This window comes from Moritella sp. 24, from assembly GCF_018219155.1.
Lineage (GTDB): Bacteria > Pseudomonadota > Gammaproteobacteria > Enterobacterales > Moritellaceae > Moritella.
Map to the genome: position 1 here is coordinate 2,677,812 of NZ_CP056123.1, position 19,925 is coordinate 2,697,736.

General features: G+C 39.7%; 17 protein-coding genes. 15 read left to right on the plus strand and 2 right to left on the minus strand.

Features of this window, described 5'->3' with window-relative positions; genetic code table 11:
- Positions 1-146 precede the first annotated feature (146 nt).
- Together dsbB and HWV00_RS11850 are read left to right on the plus strand one after the other, a co-directional pair.
- Positions 147-671, plus strand: a complete 525-nt coding sequence (gene dsbB / locus HWV00_RS11845) for a disulfide bond formation protein DsbB (RefSeq protein ID WP_211681466.1) — start codon at positions 147-149, stop codon at positions 669-671.
- Positions 672-684: 13 nt separating this feature from the next.
- Positions 685-993, plus strand: a complete 309-nt coding sequence (locus HWV00_RS11850) for a DUF1244 domain-containing protein (RefSeq protein ID WP_211681468.1) — start codon at positions 685-687, stop codon at positions 991-993.
- Positions 994-1,071: 78 nt separating this feature from the next.
- Here the strand turns inward: HWV00_RS11850 and HWV00_RS11855 are convergent, their stop codons facing one another.
- Entirely contained in the window at positions 1,072-1,353 is a 282-nt protein-coding gene (locus HWV00_RS11855) for a pyrimidine/purine nucleoside phosphorylase (RefSeq protein ID WP_211681469.1), read from the minus strand.
- 170 nt (positions 1,354-1,523) lie between these two features.
- Complete coding sequence (locus HWV00_RS11860) at positions 1,524-2,726, minus strand: hypothetical protein (protein ID WP_255554514.1); 1,203 nt, start codon at positions 2,724-2,726, stop codon at positions 1,524-1,526.
- A 286-nt stretch (positions 2,727-3,012) separates the two neighbouring features.
- On the opposite strand from HWV00_RS11860, the gene HWV00_RS11865 reads away from it, so the two are divergent.
- The 13 genes from HWV00_RS11865 (at position 3,013) to HWV00_RS11925 (ending at position 19,840) form a co-directional block, all read left to right on the plus strand.
- Positions 3,013-3,990 carry a lipid A deacylase LpxR family protein gene (locus HWV00_RS11865; RefSeq protein ID WP_255554515.1) on the plus strand — a complete coding sequence of 326 codons (978 nt, stop codon included), beginning with the start codon at positions 3,013-3,015 and terminating at the stop codon, positions 3,988-3,990.
- A gap of 129 nt (positions 3,991-4,119) precedes the next feature.
- Positions 4,120-5,163 (plus strand): Preprotein translocase subunit SecY, encoded by a 1,044-nt coding sequence (locus HWV00_RS11870; protein ID WP_211681472.1) that lies wholly within the window; start codon positions 4,120-4,122, stop codon positions 5,161-5,163.
- Between the two features lie 262 nt (positions 5,164-5,425).
- A complete protein-coding gene (locus HWV00_RS11875) occupies positions 5,426-6,091 on the plus strand; it encodes an START domain-containing protein (RefSeq protein ID WP_211681474.1) in 666 nt (221 codons plus the stop codon).
- A 120-nt stretch (positions 6,092-6,211) separates the two neighbouring features.
- Positions 6,212-6,916 (plus strand): proteobacterial dedicated sortase system response regulator, encoded by a 705-nt coding sequence (gene pdsR, locus HWV00_RS11880; RefSeq protein WP_211681476.1) that lies wholly within the window; start codon positions 6,212-6,214, stop codon positions 6,914-6,916.
- Positions 6,913-8,976: an ATP-binding protein gene (locus HWV00_RS11885; protein WP_211681478.1), complete on the plus strand. Its 2,064-nt coding sequence runs from the start codon at positions 6,913-6,915 to the stop codon at positions 8,974-8,976. The genes pdsR and HWV00_RS11885 overlap by 4 nt, the downstream gene beginning before the upstream one ends.
- A 49-nt stretch (positions 8,977-9,025) precedes the next feature.
- The gene (locus HWV00_RS11890; RefSeq protein WP_211681480.1) at positions 9,026-9,691 is read left to right on the plus strand and encodes a DUF2982 domain-containing protein; all 666 of its coding nucleotides are present in this window, start codon (positions 9,026-9,028) and stop codon (positions 9,689-9,691) included.
- A 106-nt stretch (positions 9,692-9,797) separates the two neighbouring features.
- Complete coding sequence (locus HWV00_RS11895) at positions 9,798-11,819, plus strand: hypothetical protein (RefSeq protein ID WP_211681482.1); 2,022 nt, start codon at positions 9,798-9,800, stop codon at positions 11,817-11,819.
- A gap of 165 nt (positions 11,820-11,984) precedes the next feature.
- Positions 11,985-12,467, plus strand: a complete 483-nt coding sequence (locus tag HWV00_RS11900) for a hypothetical protein (RefSeq protein WP_211681484.1) — start codon at positions 11,985-11,987, stop codon at positions 12,465-12,467.
- Between the two features lies 1 nt (position 12,468).
- Positions 12,469-13,305, plus strand: coding sequence for an FTR1 family protein (locus HWV00_RS11905; protein ID WP_211681486.1), 837 nt, complete (start codon positions 12,469-12,471; stop codon positions 13,303-13,305).
- Positions 13,306-13,389: 84 nt separating this feature from the next.
- Entirely contained in the window at positions 13,390-14,832 is a 1,443-nt protein-coding gene (locus HWV00_RS11910) for an FAD-dependent oxidoreductase (RefSeq protein ID WP_211681488.1), read from the plus strand.
- A complete protein-coding gene (locus HWV00_RS11915) occupies positions 14,822-15,430 on the plus strand; it encodes a hypothetical protein (protein WP_255554516.1) in 609 nt (202 codons plus the stop codon). The genes HWV00_RS11910 and HWV00_RS11915 overlap by 11 nt, the downstream gene beginning before the upstream one ends.
- Positions 15,414-16,814 carry a hypothetical protein gene (locus HWV00_RS11920; protein ID WP_211681490.1) on the plus strand — a complete coding sequence of 467 codons (1,401 nt, stop codon included), beginning with the start codon at positions 15,414-15,416 and terminating at the stop codon, positions 16,812-16,814. Before HWV00_RS11915 ends, HWV00_RS11920 begins: the two co-directional genes overlap by 17 nt.
- An 89-nt stretch (positions 16,815-16,903) precedes the next feature.
- Positions 16,904-19,840: a multiheme c-type cytochrome gene (locus tag HWV00_RS11925; protein ID WP_211681492.1), complete on the plus strand. Its 2,937-nt coding sequence runs from the start codon at positions 16,904-16,906 to the stop codon at positions 19,838-19,840.
- The last annotated feature ends 85 nt before the right edge of the window (positions 19,841-19,925 follow it).

Here is a 19,925-nt window from a genome sequence, read left to right on the forward strand (position 1 = left end):
CGCTATATGCGACGTTTTTTTATGTTTGATGTCAATTAACACTAACATAAGTTTTATTCTTACATAGTTTTACACTCGTTCGACAATATTAAAACTAACAATATGATATAACAGCGAGTAATCATTAAATTCACTTGAGATAATATATGTATCAGTTTATTTCTAACCTACCGAAACAGCGCCTGCCTTGGGTTTTACTCGCACTTACCGGCATAGGATTAGAAGCATCAGCCCTTTTCTTTCAATATGTAATGGAACTCAGTCCGTGCGTTTTATGCGTTTATGAACGTGTTACGATTATGGGAATTATTTTAGCCGGTTTAGTCGGTGCGATAGCCCCTGCCAATCCGTTCATACGTTTTAGTGGTTTTGCATTATGGTTTATCAGTGCAATCTACAGTTTACGTATTTCGATGGAACACGTAGACATTCAGCTTAATCCATCACCGTTTTCGACGTGTGACTTCTTCCCTAACTTCCCAAGCTGGGCACCGATACATGAATGGGCACCGTGGATGTTCAATCCAACTGGATTTTGTGATGAAATCAGCTGGCAGTTCTTATCATATACAATGCCACAATGGTTAATTGTAACCTCTGTGATTTATTTAACAGTTGCAGTGATTGTATTTAGTTGCCATATTATCGGCCTAATCAAGCCAACTAAATAACAAGGGTAGAATAATGAGTAAAGCAGAATTAACTCAAGCGCAACAAGATCAGTTAGACGCAAAGGTATTACAACGTTTATTGACACATTTAGATGATAACAAACAAGTTCAAAACATTGATTTAATGATTTTAGCTGATTTTTGCCGAAACTGTTTAGGGAAATGGTACAAATCAGCAGCTGATGAACTTGAATTAGATGTCACAGCAGACCAAGCAAGAGAGCGTATCTACGGTATGACTTATGCTGAGTGGAAAGAAAACCATCAGCTGCCTGCAACTGAAGAGCAGCTTGCTGCATTTAATGCAAAACAGAATAAGTAGTATTTGATTAAATGTAAAAAGGGAGAGTAAACATGATGTTTACTCTCCCTTTTTTATATTCGTTCGTTATTTTGTCGATTAACCATATTGACAAAGATAAGCTGTTTCTTGAGCGACTTTAACTTGAAACTTACTGTCTCCAGGGACACTAAACTGCTCGCCTGCACTGAATGTTTGCCAATCAGATTGACCCGGTAGTAATACCGTTAACGCACCAGTAATCACGATCATGACCTCGGCTAACGCAGTACCAAATTCATACTCACCCACTGCCATCACACCAACACTTGCTTCTTTATCCGCTTCTTTAAAACCAATCGAAGCAACTTGACCATCAAAATACTGATTTATCTTAAACATCTAAAATCCTTTTATACGATTAACTAATCTACAACTAAGTCATCAGAGTAACTGAAAAAATGCCTGATTAACAGTACCCGCTGATTCAATCATTAACAGCACCAACGATCTATTGCTCACGAATTAATGGTTCAATATCAAATAGCCTAAAGATAAATAGTGAATGACAATTAAAAATTATAATAACCCGTTAACTGTACCATGTTGTCGTCATTGTAATTTTTATTCGCATAATCATCATCACTGACATTAAACCACCAGCCCTCTAAGCCAACAGTGAGCGCCTTGGTAATATTTACTTTTGCCTGAACAAAGCCATGCTGTGAGCTAAAATCTAAATCATAGTTATGTCCGATCAGTAGCTCACTGTCATTTAAACCATTCAACGTGACTCTTACTCCAGTAAACACATCATTCTGAAAGCTATTATCAAACGCTTCTTCACCGTGTTCATCCCAGCTGTATTCAGCAAGTAGATTAACATCGATATTTTGCGTTTGTATCAACTTGAACTCTGAACCTAATACTGCCGCACGAGTTGATTTATCATCAATGATTTTATAAAGCACTTCCGCTTTAAGCTCAATGCGATTCAAATCAGCGTTAACATCAACAGATATTTGGTCGACTAAATTAACATACCAAACAGGCTCACCGACAGATTGATTTCTCAGTTCAGGCGTACGAGAGTGACCACCAAAATAACTCACGCCAACATCAATATTTTTAATGCTTTTACTGTAACGTAAAGCAAGATCAGGATGATACTCTTCTCCCCATCCTTCATATTCATAACTGTAATCATTTTCAAAACTAAAACGAGCACCCGGTGTCGGCATCGTAGGTTCACGATAATCAATCAATACCATCGCCTCTAATAACGCTCCTTTTAGATCAATGCCCAATCTAAACATCGGCTGGCCAAGTTTATCTTCGCCATTAGGTGATTCGAGATAATCAGTTTGATTAACAATATCAACTAAATGGTGATTTTCCATCACCCCCCAATGCACCTGATCAAAGCCAATTGATGCCTGCCATTTTTTTGTCACTAGGGCAGCTTTAAATTCTCTCAGATCAATATGTGTTCTTTCATCATCACGTTCATCAATTCGAATAAAAGGATGTACGGTATATACCATATTATTTTTTTCTGACGACGCTTCAACATGTGGTGATAATGCGGCAGAGATCTGGTGATAAACAGGATAAGGGTAGCTATCATCGACTTGATGAACAAGTTGTTCTGGGTTATCAAGAAATATGCGTTGCTCTAAGCTAGCGCTACCTTTTACTTTTATTTCTGCGTTAACATTTGTTATGACGCCTAAGGTTATTAACCCACAGCATTTTATTAGTGATTTCAATTTCATTCCCCATCAAAGAAACCAGTAACTAGGGCGAAGTAATAAACAACGATCCTTGTTGTCTCATTTATTTATGCATATACATTTCTTATTAGTATGTCTTTGTATGCTTATACGAAGCAATTTTTTTATATAAAACCATACCTATCAAGTACGAACATCTCATACTTATTAACCATAAAGTACGATCTAAAAATTAACGCTAGCATTAAGTTAACCTTAAACTGGAAACCTTGGTATAATTCATGCTTAATATTGCTTATTAGCATCTTCAACGAATAACGACATAATAATGACAAGAACACTATCAATACCTTTTAAGCTATTTAGCATCATTTTACTGGCCTTAAGTCACACCAACTCTAGCTTTGCCAGCGGCTGGTTGTTTGGTATGCATAATGATGCGATCTCCGATGAAGATGGTAACTACACTAACGCGGTGTTTATTAATTACACATCTGAAGCGCCCGCATTAAATAATCCATTCTGGCAAACATTAACGGCCTTTGATCCAAATCCACTTCGTTATGCCGTAAATTATCAATTTGGCCAACAAATGTGGACACCCAGTGACATTTCAATTGCCACACCGCAACCTGACGAACGCCCATACGCAGGGCTGCTATTTGGTGAAGCAAGTGTATTAGGCTACAGCAAGGTAAGTTCATATCGCCTTTCATTATTGGTCGGTGCGGTAGGTGAACAATCAAAAGCCGGTGATACGCAGACACTACTGCATGAATTAATTGGCGCAACAACACCTGAAGGTTGGGATAATCAAATTGAAGACGACATCGTTTATCAAGTCACAGCAGAAGCAGACCAACTGATTGCTCGCCCAGCGATGCTTATTGGTGAATCTGATTTATCAATTTATCAACGCGTCGCTGCCGGTAACTACCAAAGCGAGGTGGCATTTGGCTCTACGGTACGTTGGGGGGTTGATTTAGGGGCAAATTATAATAATCTCAGCCTACATCCTTATCGATTACAAGGCATGCTATTAGCACCAAATAGTTCTGGTATTATGCTTTATGCCACTGCAGAAATTCGCTATCGCTTTAATGACATCACCATTGAAGGTGATACACCTGAGACTGTGCCCGACATAACCTTAAACAATGTACAAGCGACCGCAGCGGCTGGGTTACTCGCTTATTATCAAAATGTAGGTATCAAATTTAGCGTTGTAGCAATGTCGCCTGATTATGAAGAAGATAGCCATGAAGAATATATAGTAGGTAGTCTCGGATTATTTTGGCAATTTTAGTAGAATATCCTCATAAAATGGTTGAAATGTGCCCGTTTCTTTAAATCGCCAAAAGTAGTTATCTGTTACTAATTAGCCGTGTTAATATGCCCGCAATTTAGTCACCTTTGCTTTAAAGATACATTACCCATGCATGATTCTTCATTACCATACACACGTCGTCCAAAAGGCACTCTTGCCATGGTCAGCTTGTATGCCTTTACTGGCGCAGCTATTGCTGCATCGGTAATATTCTCACTTCTGCTGTTTTTATCTATTCACGATAAATTACTCATGCAAGTTTTATTCGGTAGTTTAGCGGTTATTTTCGAACTGGGTAAATTCTTTGCTTGGTACGAATTTGGAGAGCGTGTTGCACGTCGCGCATTCCATGCTGCGCTTATCGCACTTGGTTTCTACTGTATCCTTGCCATTATCTCTATCGGTGGCAGTATCGGTGGTATTAATAGTGCAACCAATGTCGCACAACAATACGTTGACCAACGCGATAATCAGGTTAATGCGATTAACCAACAGATTTTAGCAATCGATGCTGAAATAGCACTCAATAATAAAGCTGCAGATAAATATCTAGAATTAGAAATGATCTCGATTGGGGTTAAACGGATCCAAAAAGAGAACCAAATTCTACGTGAAAAGCAAACACAGCTTAGAATTGAGCGTGATAGCATGCCCGTTGCTGAAAAAGGATCTGTCATTAGTTTAATTGCAAGTCTTGCTAAGATCCTGAATACCACAACTGCTAATGCACAATCATGGTTAGTTATCTTCTTATCTGTATTACTTGATATTTTTGCCGCTTTCTTTGTTGGCTTAATTGGTGAAGAACTTCGTTTCCGCCATTCAATTAGCCGTAAGAAAGATCAAGAAAAAGCGGATAAAGCAGAGCACTTACGCTTGTTAGCAACGCAAAGCTATATTGAGATAGAAGCACCTGCACAGCTAGAAGACAAATCGGTATTAGTTGAAAAGCAAATGTCAGTCGGCTCTTCTTTTATTTTGCAAGCAGCGCAAGAGCAAGGTTTAAAATGTTCTAAAAAACATATCGCTGAGACTCTAAAATTAAGCATTGAGGAAATTGATCATGCGTTTGAAGAGTTTTTATCATTTGGTATCGTTGAAAGAAAACGTAATAATCATTTACGTTGGATAAGACAAGAAGACATCGCTTAAGCCCCCTACTCTTAAGCTCAAACCTACACTGTGAATGACAAGTTTCACAGTGTAGGTTACAATTTCAAATATCTGCAATAGAACAATAAATACTTCTTTTTACATCATAAAGTCACTCTCAATAAAACGACGCCGATCACAATTGCTAATTTAAATATTCGTATGCTCGCAGGACTATATACTTACTCATCAATATATAACACTGTGTACTCACTTATAGGCATTACACACAATAAATTGATTATTTGATAGGATATCGGGAATGAAATACTACATATTACTACTGGTTAGCATATTACTGAGTACAACAAGCGTTTCTGCATCAGAATGGGAATTAGAAAAACATGATGAAGACAATGATATTAAAGTGTACACACGACTAAAACCAAATAGTGATAGTGACTTTAAAGAGTTTAAAGGTACAACACATGTGAAGTCTCGAATCAGCGCGCTTGTTACCTTGCTCGATACTGAAAATTTAGCGTGCGAATGGATGCATAACTGCGTTGATTTCAAATTTATTAGTGAAGTATCTGATACTCAAAAATATTCTTATAGTATCAATAATGCTCCTTGGCCTGTCACAGATCGCGACCTTGTTGTTTATAGTGTTACCGAACAAAACAGCAGTGATTATTCAGTGACGATATCATTATCATCAGCGTTTGAAAAAGTCGAAGAAGATAATGATTACGTGCGCGTAAAAGAGCTTAACGGCACGTGGACATTCACGCCGATGGATGATGGTATTGTTGAAGTAACCTACCAGTTATTCTTAGATCCTGCGGGCAACCTTCCTAGTATGATTGCAGCAACGACTGTTGTTGATACACCTTACTATACGCTACTTAATCTACGTGAGATTATTAGTAAGCCTGAACTGCAATCAAGTCAACTTTCATTCATTAGCGAGCCACCAGCTAAGTAATAAAAATTCATACGAGTGATATTAATACAGCCTTTCTAATAAGCTGTATTAATATTTTTATCCTTGATAACATAGCACTTCATGTGCATCCCCTTGTTATCGATTGATGAGTCCGTCCGAATGATAAAACAACAATTACACATTGCCCTCGTAGAAGATGAAATCAATATTGCTGAAAACTACCGTGATGCACTACAACGGATCGGTTATCGCGTTTCACTCTTTCATAATCGCCAAGATGCACTCGCAGCTTTTACAATCTCATTACCTGATATGGCCATTATCGATGTTGGTTTACAAGATGAGTACGAAGGTGGCTTTGATTTATGTCGCACCTTACGTCAACTTTCAGAAACACTACCCATTATATTTTTAACGGCTCGAAGCAGTGAATTAGACGAAATATCAGCACTACGCCTAGGGGCTGATGATTATTTAACGAAAGATGTGAGCATCCACCAAGTATTAGCCCGTGTGTCTGCTCTTTTCCGTCGTATTCAAGCATTAAAAAAACCACAATCGGCAGATGAACAAGTTCTGACACGCGGTGCATTACGTATCAATATAGAACGTATTGAAACATATTGGCAAGATCAACCCGTCATATTAACCCTCACCGAGTTTTGGATTGTGCATACCCTTGCCAAACACCCCGGTCAGGTAAAAAATCGAGATCAACTGATGGATGCCGCCCATGTCGTATTAGATAACAATACAATCACGACACATATTAAACGTATCCGTAAGAAATTTAATCTTATCGACGCTGAATTTAACGCGATTAAAACAGCCTACGGAATGGGTTATCGCTGGACTGTCGAGTGATAACGCGCTTTAGCCTAAAAACACAACTGCTACTTGTTGCCAGCTTAATGTTATTACTGCCATGGGCTGGTTGCCAAAGTGTGAGCATCTTAGAAACGAGTTTACGTGAAAGTCACAGCAAATTACTTGATGTTCAACTCAATGCTGCCGCACAACAAATTGAACAAAAACTTAGCCAATCACATTATGCCAGCTTAAATACCAGTCAAGGTAACTATTACGCTCCACTCACTGATAGTAAAATGCTACTAGATGGATTCGATGGAGAAGAAAGTGATTGGGAAAATATTGCAACACCTTGGTTTCAGCTCAACAATTATAACTATGATAATACAAATAATAGCTCGGGTAATGAAACCCTATTACGAACTGAAGAACCAGCGCTGACAGCTGTTAAATTTAAGTTAGCGGCAAATAATAAACTACTCTATATCTTTATTCAGACCTCTGCATTAGAACCCCATTACTACAACCCCATGCAACCACACCAAACTGCAGATCAGCTTAATATTCGCAGTATCAATAATACCGGTCTGATTTCACAATGGCAGATCAATCCGCAAGGTTCCGGTCGCGTAGAGATGCACAATATAAGCCAAGACATAAGACGAGATGCAGGCACTTGGTTATGGCGAGATGGTCACTATAATATTGAAATCGCCATACCGATTAATTTAGCGAATAACGCCATTGGTTTTGATCTCATCCTTAATGATCAAAAAGAAAATCAACATTTCAAATCAAAGCCAAGTACCACTTACGAACGTAGTTTAGTACGTGAAAAATCCAATTTAAATCAGCAATTCACAGACTATATACAACCCGGTCTTAGCCTTTATTTACTGAACAGCCAATATTGGCTGATCGGACAGCTAAATGCAGACCTCGATGATATTCAAGAAGATAAATCTTGGCTAAGCAATATGCTTTACAATAAATTATTTACTTCTAACGCATTACCTTATTGGCAAGAACCAACAAATCTTGGCCGCTGGCTATCACCACAACAGCTGGAACAAACAACCTGGTATCAAGATTCTCCCATTAATAAACAACTACACAGTAAAACGATTACCGTGAATAGCCAACCCTATTACTTTGTGGCCGTCCAAGACTCAAGAAAAAGCCTGCTGTCTGCAAGTGAAGCGTTAAATCAATTACTGATTCTACTCTTTACAATCATCGGAATCATTGTTTCAGCTTTATTCGCCTTTGCGTCGTTATTATCGTGGCGCATTGTTAAAATGAAGCAAAGCTATCGTGCTGCAATTGATAATGACGGTAAGATAATTGCTGTACCAGAGGCCAGTACCCTACCAGATGAGTTAGGCGATCTATCCCGCGCAATGCAGCAACTCACGGTGAATCAGGGTAATTACACCGATTATCTTGCTTCATTAGCAGATAAACTTTCCCATGAACTTAAAACTCCAATAGCCGTTATTCGCACCTCGTTAGAAAACTTAGAGTTATCAAATTTAGATCCTGAAGCCAGTAAATACCTTACACGTGCGATGCAAGGAACAAATCGTTTAAGCCAAACACTAAATGCACTCAGTGAAGCGAACAAACTAGAGCAAAGTTTAGAATACGCTCAATTTCAAACCGTGCCATTTGAAGACATGTTAGAAGAACTAACCGAGGCCTATCGCCAAATTTATAATAGCCATCAGTTTACACTCGCATATGAAAAAAACGTCGATTATACTATCAATCTAGCCCCCGAATTAATTGTGCAGCTCCTTGATAAATTAATCAGTAACGCTGTCGACTATTCCCCTACAAAAGATGCTATTTTGTTTAAATTAAGCAAACAAGGTAAACAATTACAACTCACAATTGAAAATCAAGGGCCGCACTTTAGTAGTCAAAATGTCATGCAGCTATTTGATTCAATGGTATCAATACGTCAACAATCCGACACGCCCCACCTTGGTTTAGGGTTGCATATAGTGAAACTCATTAGTGATTTCCATCATGCGAAAATAACAGCAAAGAACTTACCCGGTGATAAAGGGGTCATATTTGAACTATTATTACCAATAGAAAAGAGACAATGATGGTGACGTAACAACATCCCCCTCACTCTCATCATCGAGGAGGAATGCTATGCTAATACGCCCTATTGCAAAACGTAATGGTGTGACGGTTACGATCGTTGCAGTGCTGTTTATTTTCAGTAGTATCATCGCACTACTAACAACCTCCACGGATAACGGTTACTACCTCTACTTCCCCCTGTTAGCAGGCTCGCTTATTATTGGCATTTGTTTACTCATCATTGGTATCGTTAAAATCAATGACATGTATTACCGGTTTTCACTGACTAAAGAAGGACTGCATTATTTCACTTCGCGAGGGGGTTTTACTATCCTCTGGCAAGATATTCAACGCATCGATATCCCCAAGATAAATGATGGCTTAGCGTTAAAAGAATTACCTTATATCGGTATTCGACTTAATCAACGGGAGCATCTTATTAATAGCGCATCATTGCCCACTTTATCGCATATGCTGCTAGAACAAAGAGCCCTTATTATGCTCACAGATCCAAACTCAAGCCTCTACGGTAATGCCGATAACATGCTCTATCCTGATATAAAAGTAACCCATAAATATCAAGGATTACAGGCCATGTTTATCAACCGAATGCAGTATCTTCACAATACGCTTGGCTATGATATTTACTTTCCCAACGACGATCTTGACCGCCCTCCTGCAGAATTTGTTCAACTATTACGCGAGTTTAAAACAGATTGTTCTAGATCATTATAAATAGTAATAATTATCAATTAGAGTTGCATTAAACATTTTTATATGGATAATACGAACTATTCTCATTAAGACATAGTCTATTATAATAAAATAAAAAGGATTTGCTGTGAAAAAATCTGCCCTCTGCTTCGCTATCTCTTCTGCGTTACTTTCTGCTGCATTTACAACTCAAGCTGCAAACGTAAAAGTTCTTGATAAAACACTTTCTCCTGCTGCAAACTTTCTTGCATACACAGAATTTGAATTATCAGGCGAACCTCTTGCTGAATCTCTAGGTCTAGACCTTGACGTTTTAGACCCAAACCAAGTAGACCAACCAACTGCATTCGATTATGCAGCAGGTATTGAAAGCTACGAGTACTCAGAAGAAGCGATGTACGCGTTAAACTACCAGTCTACTATGGGTCCACACCTAGTAAACGGTCCAGTTAACCAAGCGCGCGGCGGTTCTCTTGCTGACTTAGGTAAACGTTTCATCTCTCTTGCGGGTGCTGTAGGCTTCCCAAGTGAAGAGATTCCACTAAACATGTACCCTATCTCTGTACCATACGTATCAGGTAACCCTGAGTTCGTAGGTAAAGTAGATACTACTAAAGTGAATGGCGAAGCGTTAGAAGTATTATCTGCAACAGGTAAAGCAGCAGTTCACAACACAGTGATTCCAGCTTACTTCCGTGACTACAAAACACTAGCATGGGACAGCGCAAGTTTCGATAAAGCATTAAACCCAGGCGCAATCGGCAGCATCTTCCTTAAAGAAGTTATGTGGTCACAAGATTTCCTAGGTGGCATGCACGTTACAACAACAGATGAAGAAGTTGAAGCCACATCAAGCACTATGGATCAAAATGGCGTACACAGTCTTGGTGTATCTGCTGCCGATGGTTTCAACGGTATGATCTTAACTGAAATGTCACTAGACAAACTACTTATCCTGCAACAGCAACTTGGCTTTGACGGTAAGAACCTAGGTGTTAAGTTCGGTCCTGACTACGATGCATCTAAAAACCCAATCTGGTTTGCACACAAAGTAGCAGTGAAAGAAACACAGAAAAACAACGTAAATAACATCGGCAAACTATCTGTAACTGATGGTTCATCATCACTACGTGATACGTGGATGCTATTATGGCCAGTAAGTGAATTCTATGCATTCACTGATCAACGTACTGCGAACACTGCACAAAACCCAGCGTTTAAAGCTGTATTTGACGGCAAACCATTTGCTGCTGCACCAAAACAAAACATCGATAACAAAACAAGTAACAATATCATTGCTGACGATGCATTCTCTGTTGCAAGCAACGTTGCTAACCTATCGTTCCAAAACTTAGCAAACCTACATTTCAACAAGAAAGCAGGTACTTTTGTTACTAAGTTCGACGGTAAGCAAAACGCACAAGTTGATACATTTGACGCTGCATACAGCATCGTAGCACTATCAATTTACCAACGTTCACAAGATGCACTACCTGTTGGTTATGCTGCGGCAGACGGCGGTGATGTTGACCTAGCTACTCCTCAAGGTAAACAAGCACTTGGTCTAATCAAAGCACAAGCAGATTACATCGTTAATACGTTAGTAGCTAAAAACGGCCTAGTATACGATGGCGCGACGATTGGTAAATCAGTAGATAAAAACCAATCACTTGACGCACAGTTTGCTGCTATTCGTGGTTTAGTTTCTGCTTACCTTGCAACTCAAGATGATTCTTACAAGCAAGCGGCACGTTCTATCTTCCTAGCTGTAGAGAAAAACATGTTCGATGCTAAATTAGGTACTTGGGCACAAACCCCAGGTAAAGCAACAATTCACACACCGTTAACTGCTGCAGCAATTTCTGGTGGTTTACGTGAAACAATGCTTCACCTAGCTAACGAAGAAGGCGAACACGTACCAGCGCTAGAACTACAACACTTAACAGAGCGTTACACAGCTTGGTTCAAGAAAGTAGTTAACGGTGGCCAACAGTTATCAGAATGGGTTGGTGATTCAGGTGAAAACTTACTGAAAAACAGCTCAACTACCGATTCAGATAATGATGGTGTACAACAAGTAACAGCGGCTGGCGGTAAATACGGTACAGCACAAACAATGGCAGCAAAAGTGTCGGTTAGTGCAAACTAGTCTCACCCTTTTGGCAATAGATAGCCATCTCGTAACACTTAGTTAATCTCGATGTATTAATTAATGAAAGTGTTACGAAATTAAAATAAAAGTTGCAAAAAAGGGATGAGATTTTACTCAGCCCTTTTTGCGTTTTCATTCCGTCGATATGAATAAGGTTTTATCATGTCAGTTCAAGTTGCAACCCCAACCGGTGATAACATCTGGTCACGTTTACAGAATCATTTTAAACGTCTCGCTTTTCATCATAAAAAAGCCGAAGCTATATTATATGTGATGTTCCTGTCAGGACTTTTACTGTGGCCATTTATTACTATTCCATGGCAAATAGAGCGCACCGTATTACTGATGCACATGCTTGCTGGTATTAGTATATTTCCTGTTTTCGTGGGTAGTTTCTGGCTGTCGCATCGTAACCTTATTCAAAACAGTAAAAAGAAATTCTTGCGCCAAACCGGTACCATTATAGAATACTTACTCGTTGCCTGTACCCTTACGGGTGTTTACCTTACTTTTTGGGGAAACACAGGTAATAACTTCAGTATTTTAATGCAAGATATTCATTTTTACAGCTCGTGGCTACTTGCCCCTCTCGTTCTTCGTCATGCATGGCGCTGGACAGTGATCAAATTTTTTAGGAAGTCTTAATATGTTTGCCAGTTTTTTAATTACCTTTCGTGAAGGACTTGAAGCCTTCCTACTTGTTGGCATTATACTTTCTTACCTTGCCAAGCTTGGTGAATCAAAACACAACAAACTCATCTACATTGGTGTAGCCCTGGGCTTAGTGGCTTCATTAATTGTCGCTTTCATTTTTCAGTTTGTAGTCGACCAATTTGATTCTCATGAATACCGTAACTTATTAATGGCGGGTATCTTAGGCTTTGCGACCTTGGTGCTGACTTATATGGCGATTTGGATGCAACGCCAAGCGAAAAGCCAAGTATCAAACATGCAGAACAACATCCGTGAAATATTAACCACAGGCAACGTTTTTGGCTTAATCTTTTTAGCCTTCCTTGCGGTTATGCGCGAAGGATTTGAAACCGTATTATTCTTCTCTGCCTTAATGTACTCAGGACAAGGTGACTTTTCACTACAGGATGGTTTGATTGGTGCTGGTGCAGGTCTTATTGCATCACTTGTACTCGTTATCGTACTAATGCGCGGCACACGTAAAGTACCGCTACAAGCATTCTTTAAGTGGACAAGCTTGTTAATTATCATTATTGCCGCAGGTCTATTATCATCTGCGAGTAACATGTTACAAAGTGCAGACATACTACCAGTATTCCAAACAGCCGTATTTGATATCAGCCATATCCTTGATGACCAAGGTGTATTCGGCACTTTCTTACGTGCTTTATTTGGTTATAATTCATCACCAAATTTATTACCACTTGTGGTTTGGTTCGTTTATTTAGCAATATTCTCTGTACTTTGGCATCGTGGATATCAAGTACCAGCTAAAACAGCCGAAGCTTAACTTAAAAATAAAAGAGTGTCGGATCTGAATAGTACTAACCTAGTTAGATCCCGCATATGAAAAATATTAATCATTGAGTAGATAATGTCGAAACAAATTGTAATTTTAGGCGCAGGTCCTGCTGGACTAATGGCCGCATGGGAATTTAATCAAGCCGGTTACCAAGTAACTATCCTAGAACGTGAAGAGTTTGTTGGTGGCATGTGCGCAACGCAAACTTTCCAAGGTGAAAAAGGTGAGTACCGCTTTGATTACGGTGGTCATCGCTTTATTACTAAAAACCCGAAATTATTACAGTTTATCGATGAATTAATGACTGATGATCTGCTCTATGCAGAACGTACTAGTGTGATCCGTTTTAAAGGGCGTACCTACAACTATCCACTTGCGATTGGTAATTTATTACGTAATGCACCGCTCAGTTTATTAGCTGGCGCAGCTGTCGATTTGGTATTCAAACTACCCTTCCAAAAACGCCCAAGTGAGCAAAGTACCAGTAACTTTGCAGAATGGATTGAAACACGTTTTGGTACAACCTTATACAAAAATTTCTTCGAAGGCTATACAGGTAAACTTTGGGGGATCGACCCACGTCAACTATCTGCTGATTGGGCATCGCAACGCATCAGCTTATTAGATCTAAAAGATGTGGCACGACGCTTAATTCCAACTCGCGGTGCAACACCACGTACCTATGCGAAGAAATATCGTTACCCTAAGCTCGGCTTTGGCCAGATGTACACCAAACTTGCTGAAAAACTGCAAGCGCAAGGTGTAACGATTGTGCAAGGCGCCAACATTACTGCGTTGCAACGTAGTGAACACAACATTGATGCCGTCACCTATGAACTTAATGGAGAAACGCTGTCAATTAAATGTGATCACGTCGTCGGTACGATTCCTTTACCTGTTGTTTGTACATTAACAGGCTTCGATTCAGGTCTAACTTACCGTTCTCTTCGTTTCTTCAACATGCCAATGGCGACCGAAAACGTATCGCAGAACACGTGGCAATACCTGTCTGATCCCGAATTACTTGGTACTCGCTTGCAAGAGCCTCGCCGTCGTTCACCATTCATGGCACCAAAAGGTCAAACATCAGTCATGATCGAGATCCCGTGCGACAAGGGCGATGACGTCTGGAACATGGATAACAACAAACTATTAAAACGCGTAAAAGAAGATCTAAACCATCTTGATGTGCCAGATGTAAGTACGGGTGAATTCTTTACCACATATACCGAATACGCTTATCCGATGATGGACGTAAGCTATAACGCTAAACGTGAACGTGCAATCACTCATCTTAACCAATTTGACAACTTAGTGATGACAGGTCGCCAAGGTACTTTCCGTTACATCTTTACTGATACTGCGATGGAAATGGGCTTGATGGCGGCAGAAGGGATTATTAAGGGTGAAGATAACCGCCGCCAGATCTTCGATCACCGTAACGAAAAAACAGTGATTGAAGTACAAAGCATTATGGATGATAAAAAAACACCAGAGGGAAAAAATGTCGCTTAAACAACTAACCAGAACCAATCTAACCGCATTTATCTTAAGCTTTTTTGTCTTGTTATTTAGTGCGCAAAGTTTTGCTTATTCTTATGCCGCGGCGGGTAAAGAGCCATTAATTGAGGGTCGAGAAGCCTTATTAAAAGCCTTATCGGCAAATGATTATAGTGCTGTACAAACTGCCTATGATTCGATGCAGAAAGAGTTCGTTTATTTTAACGAGCACCATGGGCTTGCTGTCGATGAACAAATGCAAACAGCAATCACCAACAAAGACCAACAAGGTGTCGCCACCGCACTCATCACCACGATAAAAGCAGAAGTAATGCGTCGTCTTGAAGGTGCAGAACAAAACATCAATGACTATCAAGTGGCGAAAGTATTAGTAGTCAAAAGTAAATTGTTTATTGATTTACTTGCCGCAGATCTAACGGCTGACAATCGTAAAAAGGCTGATACCGCTATTCGAGGCGCACTTGCGTCTATCGGTAATCCTGGTGTATTTGGTGTAGGTCAAAAGCCAGCAGACGTAACACGCTTTATTGCATTCCGCACCGATTTACAAACTGCATTACAATTTATATTGCCAGATGCGCCAACTCAGTAAGCCTTGGTATTCTGATTTAATAGCCTGCATTAGCTTAATCGCTTGTATTGCAGGCTATTTTGGTTTACTTAATTATTATAGTTTTGATATTAGCAGTGATGATGCGCTCTATTTTCAGCGTGCATTAACTTACTTTTCCGTATTAGAATTCAGCCCACACTTCCCGGGCTACCCCGGTTTTGTTTGGTTTGAACGTATCATTGCTGCAATAAGTTCACACCCCAATAGCAATGTCTTATTAAGCTTTCTATCTGCTATCGCTTTAACCGTGAGCGTCTTTGTTTATTGCCATCGATGCATGCACATAAAAGGATTTGCACTCTTTGCTGTCTTGCTTTTTCTACTGCAAGGCAATATTGCTGAGTTAGCCTTTAATGGCTTGTCTGATGCAACTGCGCTGTGGTTCTTTAGCTTGTATTTATTGCAAACACACCTTTACACACACCCTATTTCTCAGTCCGCATCCAAACATACATGCTCAGCGTTAATGAGTGGTTTATTATTGGCTGCATGCCTCGCTACTCGCCCCTCTTATTTACCTTTAGTGGCCAGTGCAATGGTTTTAGAACTAGCTTTTCACGCTAAACGGCAACGATACAAGCGACTAGGATGGCAATTATTAAGCATCTCTGTCGTCGGGTTATTCTGTGCCGGATACGTTTTTATGCAAGATGGTTGGGCATATATTGAAGAAGGTCAACGTTTTACCCAAGGTCACTTTGCTATTTGGGGAAATACCACAAGTTCACCTGACTCCCTATTGCAACAATGGCTAACAACCTTAACGGATACCTACTCAAGCTTAGGGCTCATATTATTAACCACGAGTTTACTAATAGGGCTATACGTACCAAAAACGCGTGGACTCAGTATACTAGCCTGCTGCTGGTTTGCATGGATCATCCGTGGACAAAATCCAGAAAACATTCGTCATTTAGCTGTTTTCAGTTTGTTATTACCCATTATTACGGCTCAACTAGTCGAACACTTTTATCAACAACAACGCATTCGCCCAATGCTATACACGATCAGTATTATATTATTTATCACTCTGGGTTATCACAGCCTCAATCAATTCACCGTTCAAAAAAATGCGCCAGTATCACAAGCGAGTCATTTTTTTAATACGATGGATGAGCAACAAATTATTATCAGTAATTATAATATTGATAATTTGCGTCATACTTTACCGCAGCACGTAATTTTAGATCGCCATTATCAAAGCAGCAGTAACTACCAAGCCCAACAGCAAGGCTACTGGCGACTGAGTAGTAATAAGCTGAATAACGAAAAGACAGTTAAGCAATTTAAAGGACGATTTCTTGGCGAAAGAGATTTATACCTCTATTATTTTGATCTTAATCATTTTAGCCGTCAAACATAACCGCAAATATTGCACTCTTATCTCAAACAGATATAATGATAACAATTCTTAATCGTAATACCCTTCCCCCTATCAAGATGCTGTAATCTATGAACATAAATTTTTTGCCTAAATTAATATGCGCGTTGCTATTGTTAGCAAGCCACTCCCTTTATGCCAATACAAAAAGTAACAGTTTACTGCTGTCTGTAGATAAAACGCAGTTTATCAGTGCTAATATGGATGCGGGTAGCGTCAGTATTCTCAACGCAGAAAGTGGCGAGTTATTAAAAGAACAAACATTAGGGAAAGACTTACGCCGTCTTGCATTAGATCCGATTAACAACCAACTGCTCGTCAGCGATTATCTTGCGAATCAACTTTACTTAATTGATGCTAAAAGCCTTAAATTAATCAAAACAATTAAAACGGGCGATCGCCCTTTCGGCATTGTCTATGACGAATATAATAAGCAATATTACGTTACATTATTTGAAGAAAAAGCATTATTAACGCTTTCGACCGATGGTGAAATTACAGCAACGACTCAAACGGCTGATACGCCCCGTGGCCTAGCCCTCGCTGATGATGGACGCTTATTCGTTACGCACAGCATGACGGGACAAGTGTCTATTTATAATACCCGTTCAGCTAATTCACAATTAAACACGCTACAATTAAAAAAAGTCATTCAACTTGCCGATACAGCACAACATGCATCCCGTGCAACACCGCAGGGTAAACCACGTGTTTTAGATAACATTGCAATATCACCCGACGGTACGCAAGCTTGGCTCCCCCATGTATTATGGTCGTTTTCGCAAGATTTTCATTTTCAATCGACTGTATTTCCAACAATATCTTTACTTGACCTAACGCCGGGTAAAGAAAAAGAATTAGTTGATAAACGTAAGCAACTATTCAAACAAATTAACATCATCGAGAACAATAACACCACACGTATTATCTCCAACCCACATGATGTGGCTTTCCGAGAAGACGGTAAAAAAGTATTTATTACTCTCTCGGGTTCAGAAGATTTATTAGTGTTTGATCTATCACGCCAAGGTAAAATTGGTAAAAAGTCTAAACGTCACCGCCGTACTAAATTGCAAGGTGGTGTTAAAGCGACACAAATTTATCGTCATATTCCGGGAACAAACCCACGCAGCATGATCGCAAAAGATGGCACGCTATATGTTCAAAATGCCATGTCTCACGACTTAGTTAGTTTTGATATTAGTGGGCAAGGTCCTTTTGCTAAAGTTAAACTGGCTAACGCACAATTTGCGAAATTAATTAGCAAGGACCCTATCGCACCAGAGTTACGCTTAGGTAAAACATTGTTTAACCTTGCTAATAGCGATAAGTTTGAAAACAGCGCCATGTCAGGTGATTTCTGGATGAGCTGTAACTCTTGCCATGTTGACGGCTTTAACTTTACTAACAAATACTTATTAGCTGACGGTACTAAAGACGTTAAAGTAAATGCAATGACTGGTCACATTGGCTTATCCTCTATGATTGCGGGTGATCCTATCGAGGCTTATATTGATATGATCCAAAAAACCCAAGGTGGCATGGGCACAGATCCGAAAAAACCAGAATTACCAAAAATAGATCCAAAATCCCCACCTGCCGATGTTGTGCGCTTAATGTCAGCGTTGAATTTGTACGTGACAACGAAAGAAAACTTACCGTATTTGTCAACCTGGTTACGCTTCGATGATGACCGTAAGTTCACTCACAAATCGGAATGGTTGAACTCTGCAAGTTGTGAATCATGCCATAGCACCCTTTACAAGCAATGGTCTAATTCTAACCACGGGATGCACATGGATAGTCCTTACTATCGCTTCCAAGAGAATCTTGCAGCAGAAGCTGAAGGTGAACCGTTTAGAAATCTATGCCGAGGCTGCCATGCACCGCAAACGATTCTAAACAACAATACCGCACCACTGACTCACCTTAGTAATATGTATGAGAAAGAAGGTCAATCACTGCGTGATGCGCTTAAAGAAGGCTTGCCAGTTGATGAGACAGGAACAAGTTGCGTGTTCTGTCACCGTATCACCAAGGCAGAAGATGCTGGCGGTAATACCGACCTGACAGTTAACTTAAAGGATCGTGCTGAGTACTTGTTTGAATTTTCGAGTAATCCAGCATTAAAATTCATCGCAGAAGCACAAATAAATGCTTCACCACAGCAGCACAAAGACAGCTATTCAAAGCCAGATCTGTACAAGAGCTCATTATACTGTGCGACCTGCCATAATGAATTCACCCCAGGCCAAGGTGCTAATGTAAATAATAACTACGGTGAATGGCAAGCATCTAAGTTTAATGCGCCAGACAATCCTGAACAGAACAAAACCTGTATCGATTGCCACATGCGTATGGAAATGACTGATTTTGATAAGAAAACACCAGGTCAAGCAACTGATAATGGTCCTATTAAACCGAACTTAATCGCGCATAACTTTATTGGTGGTAATTACTACTTCTCTGATATGCGCTCTAAAGAACACGGTAAACTCAGTCGTGATATTTTACGTAACGCCCTGCTACTTGATGTTGAAGCGAGCGAAGATGGTCGTAGTATCGACGTTAAAGTAACGAATCACAATACCGGTCATAAAATGCCAGGTGGTGCTCGCCGTCAAGTTTGGGTTGATTTAGTCGTTACTGACAGTAAAGGTGTTGAACGTCTAGTCAGTGGTCAGCTTAATGATGGTTACTTACCAAAAGACAGTCGTGTATTCGCTAAAAAATCCGGTTACATGCACGGTGAACCTGTGGGCCTTAAATTCTGGCGCGTAGAAAAAATTCTAGCTGATACTCGTATTTCTCCCGATGAAACACGCGTAGAATCATTTGAGCTACCTGAGGATATAAGTTATCCAATCACAGTTGTCGCTAAAATTAACTACCGCTCGTTCTCGAAGCCATTAACGAGTAAAGTGCAAGCAGCCTTCCCAGATCAGAATATTCCATTTGCGGATGTTGTAGAGCTGAATAAAATAACGAAAGTATTTAATCAAAAATAGAAACAACATACCGCCATAGATTATCAGAGTATGACGGTATTGCTTGCTTCATTGGTTTAAACTTTCAACATGAGTATGAGGTAAA

Coding starts and splice junctions, on each gene's coding strand:
- HWV00_RS11865 (WP_255554515.1), top strand. CDS start 3,013: ATGACAAGAACACTATCAATACCTTTTAAGCTATTTAGCATCATTTTA.
- HWV00_RS11875 (WP_211681474.1), top strand. CDS start 5,426: ATGAAATACTACATATTACTACTGGTTAGCATATTACTGAGTACAACA.
- HWV00_RS11900 (WP_211681484.1), top strand. CDS start 11,985: ATGTCAGTTCAAGTTGCAACCCCAACCGGTGATAACATCTGGTCACGT.
- HWV00_RS11855 (WP_211681469.1), bottom strand. CDS start 1,353: ATGTTTAAGATAAATCAGTATTTTGATGGTCAAGTTGCTTCGATTGGT.
- HWV00_RS11910 (WP_211681488.1), top strand. CDS start 13,390: ATGTCGAAACAAATTGTAATTTTAGGCGCAGGTCCTGCTGGACTAATG.
- HWV00_RS11905 (WP_211681486.1), top strand. CDS start 12,469: ATGTTTGCCAGTTTTTTAATTACCTTTCGTGAAGGACTTGAAGCCTTC.
- HWV00_RS11860 (WP_255554514.1), bottom strand. CDS start 2,726: ATGAAATTGAAATCACTAATAAAATGCTGTGGGTTAATAACCTTAGGC.
- HWV00_RS11850 (WP_211681468.1), top strand. CDS start 685: ATGAGTAAAGCAGAATTAACTCAAGCGCAACAAGATCAGTTAGACGCA.
- dsbB (WP_211681466.1), top strand. CDS start 147: ATGTATCAGTTTATTTCTAACCTACCGAAACAGCGCCTGCCTTGGGTT.
- HWV00_RS11920 (WP_211681490.1), top strand. CDS start 15,414: ATGCGCCAACTCAGTAAGCCTTGGTATTCTGATTTAATAGCCTGCATT.
- pdsR (WP_211681476.1), top strand. CDS start 6,212: ATGATAAAACAACAATTACACATTGCCCTCGTAGAAGATGAAATCAAT.
- HWV00_RS11890 (WP_211681480.1), top strand. CDS start 9,026: ATGCTAATACGCCCTATTGCAAAACGTAATGGTGTGACGGTTACGATC.
- HWV00_RS11915 (WP_255554516.1), top strand. CDS start 14,822: ATGTCGCTTAAACAACTAACCAGAACCAATCTAACCGCATTTATCTTA.
- HWV00_RS11870 (WP_211681472.1), top strand. CDS start 4,120: ATGCATGATTCTTCATTACCATACACACGTCGTCCAAAAGGCACTCTT.
- HWV00_RS11925 (WP_211681492.1), top strand. CDS start 16,904: ATGAACATAAATTTTTTGCCTAAATTAATATGCGCGTTGCTATTGTTA.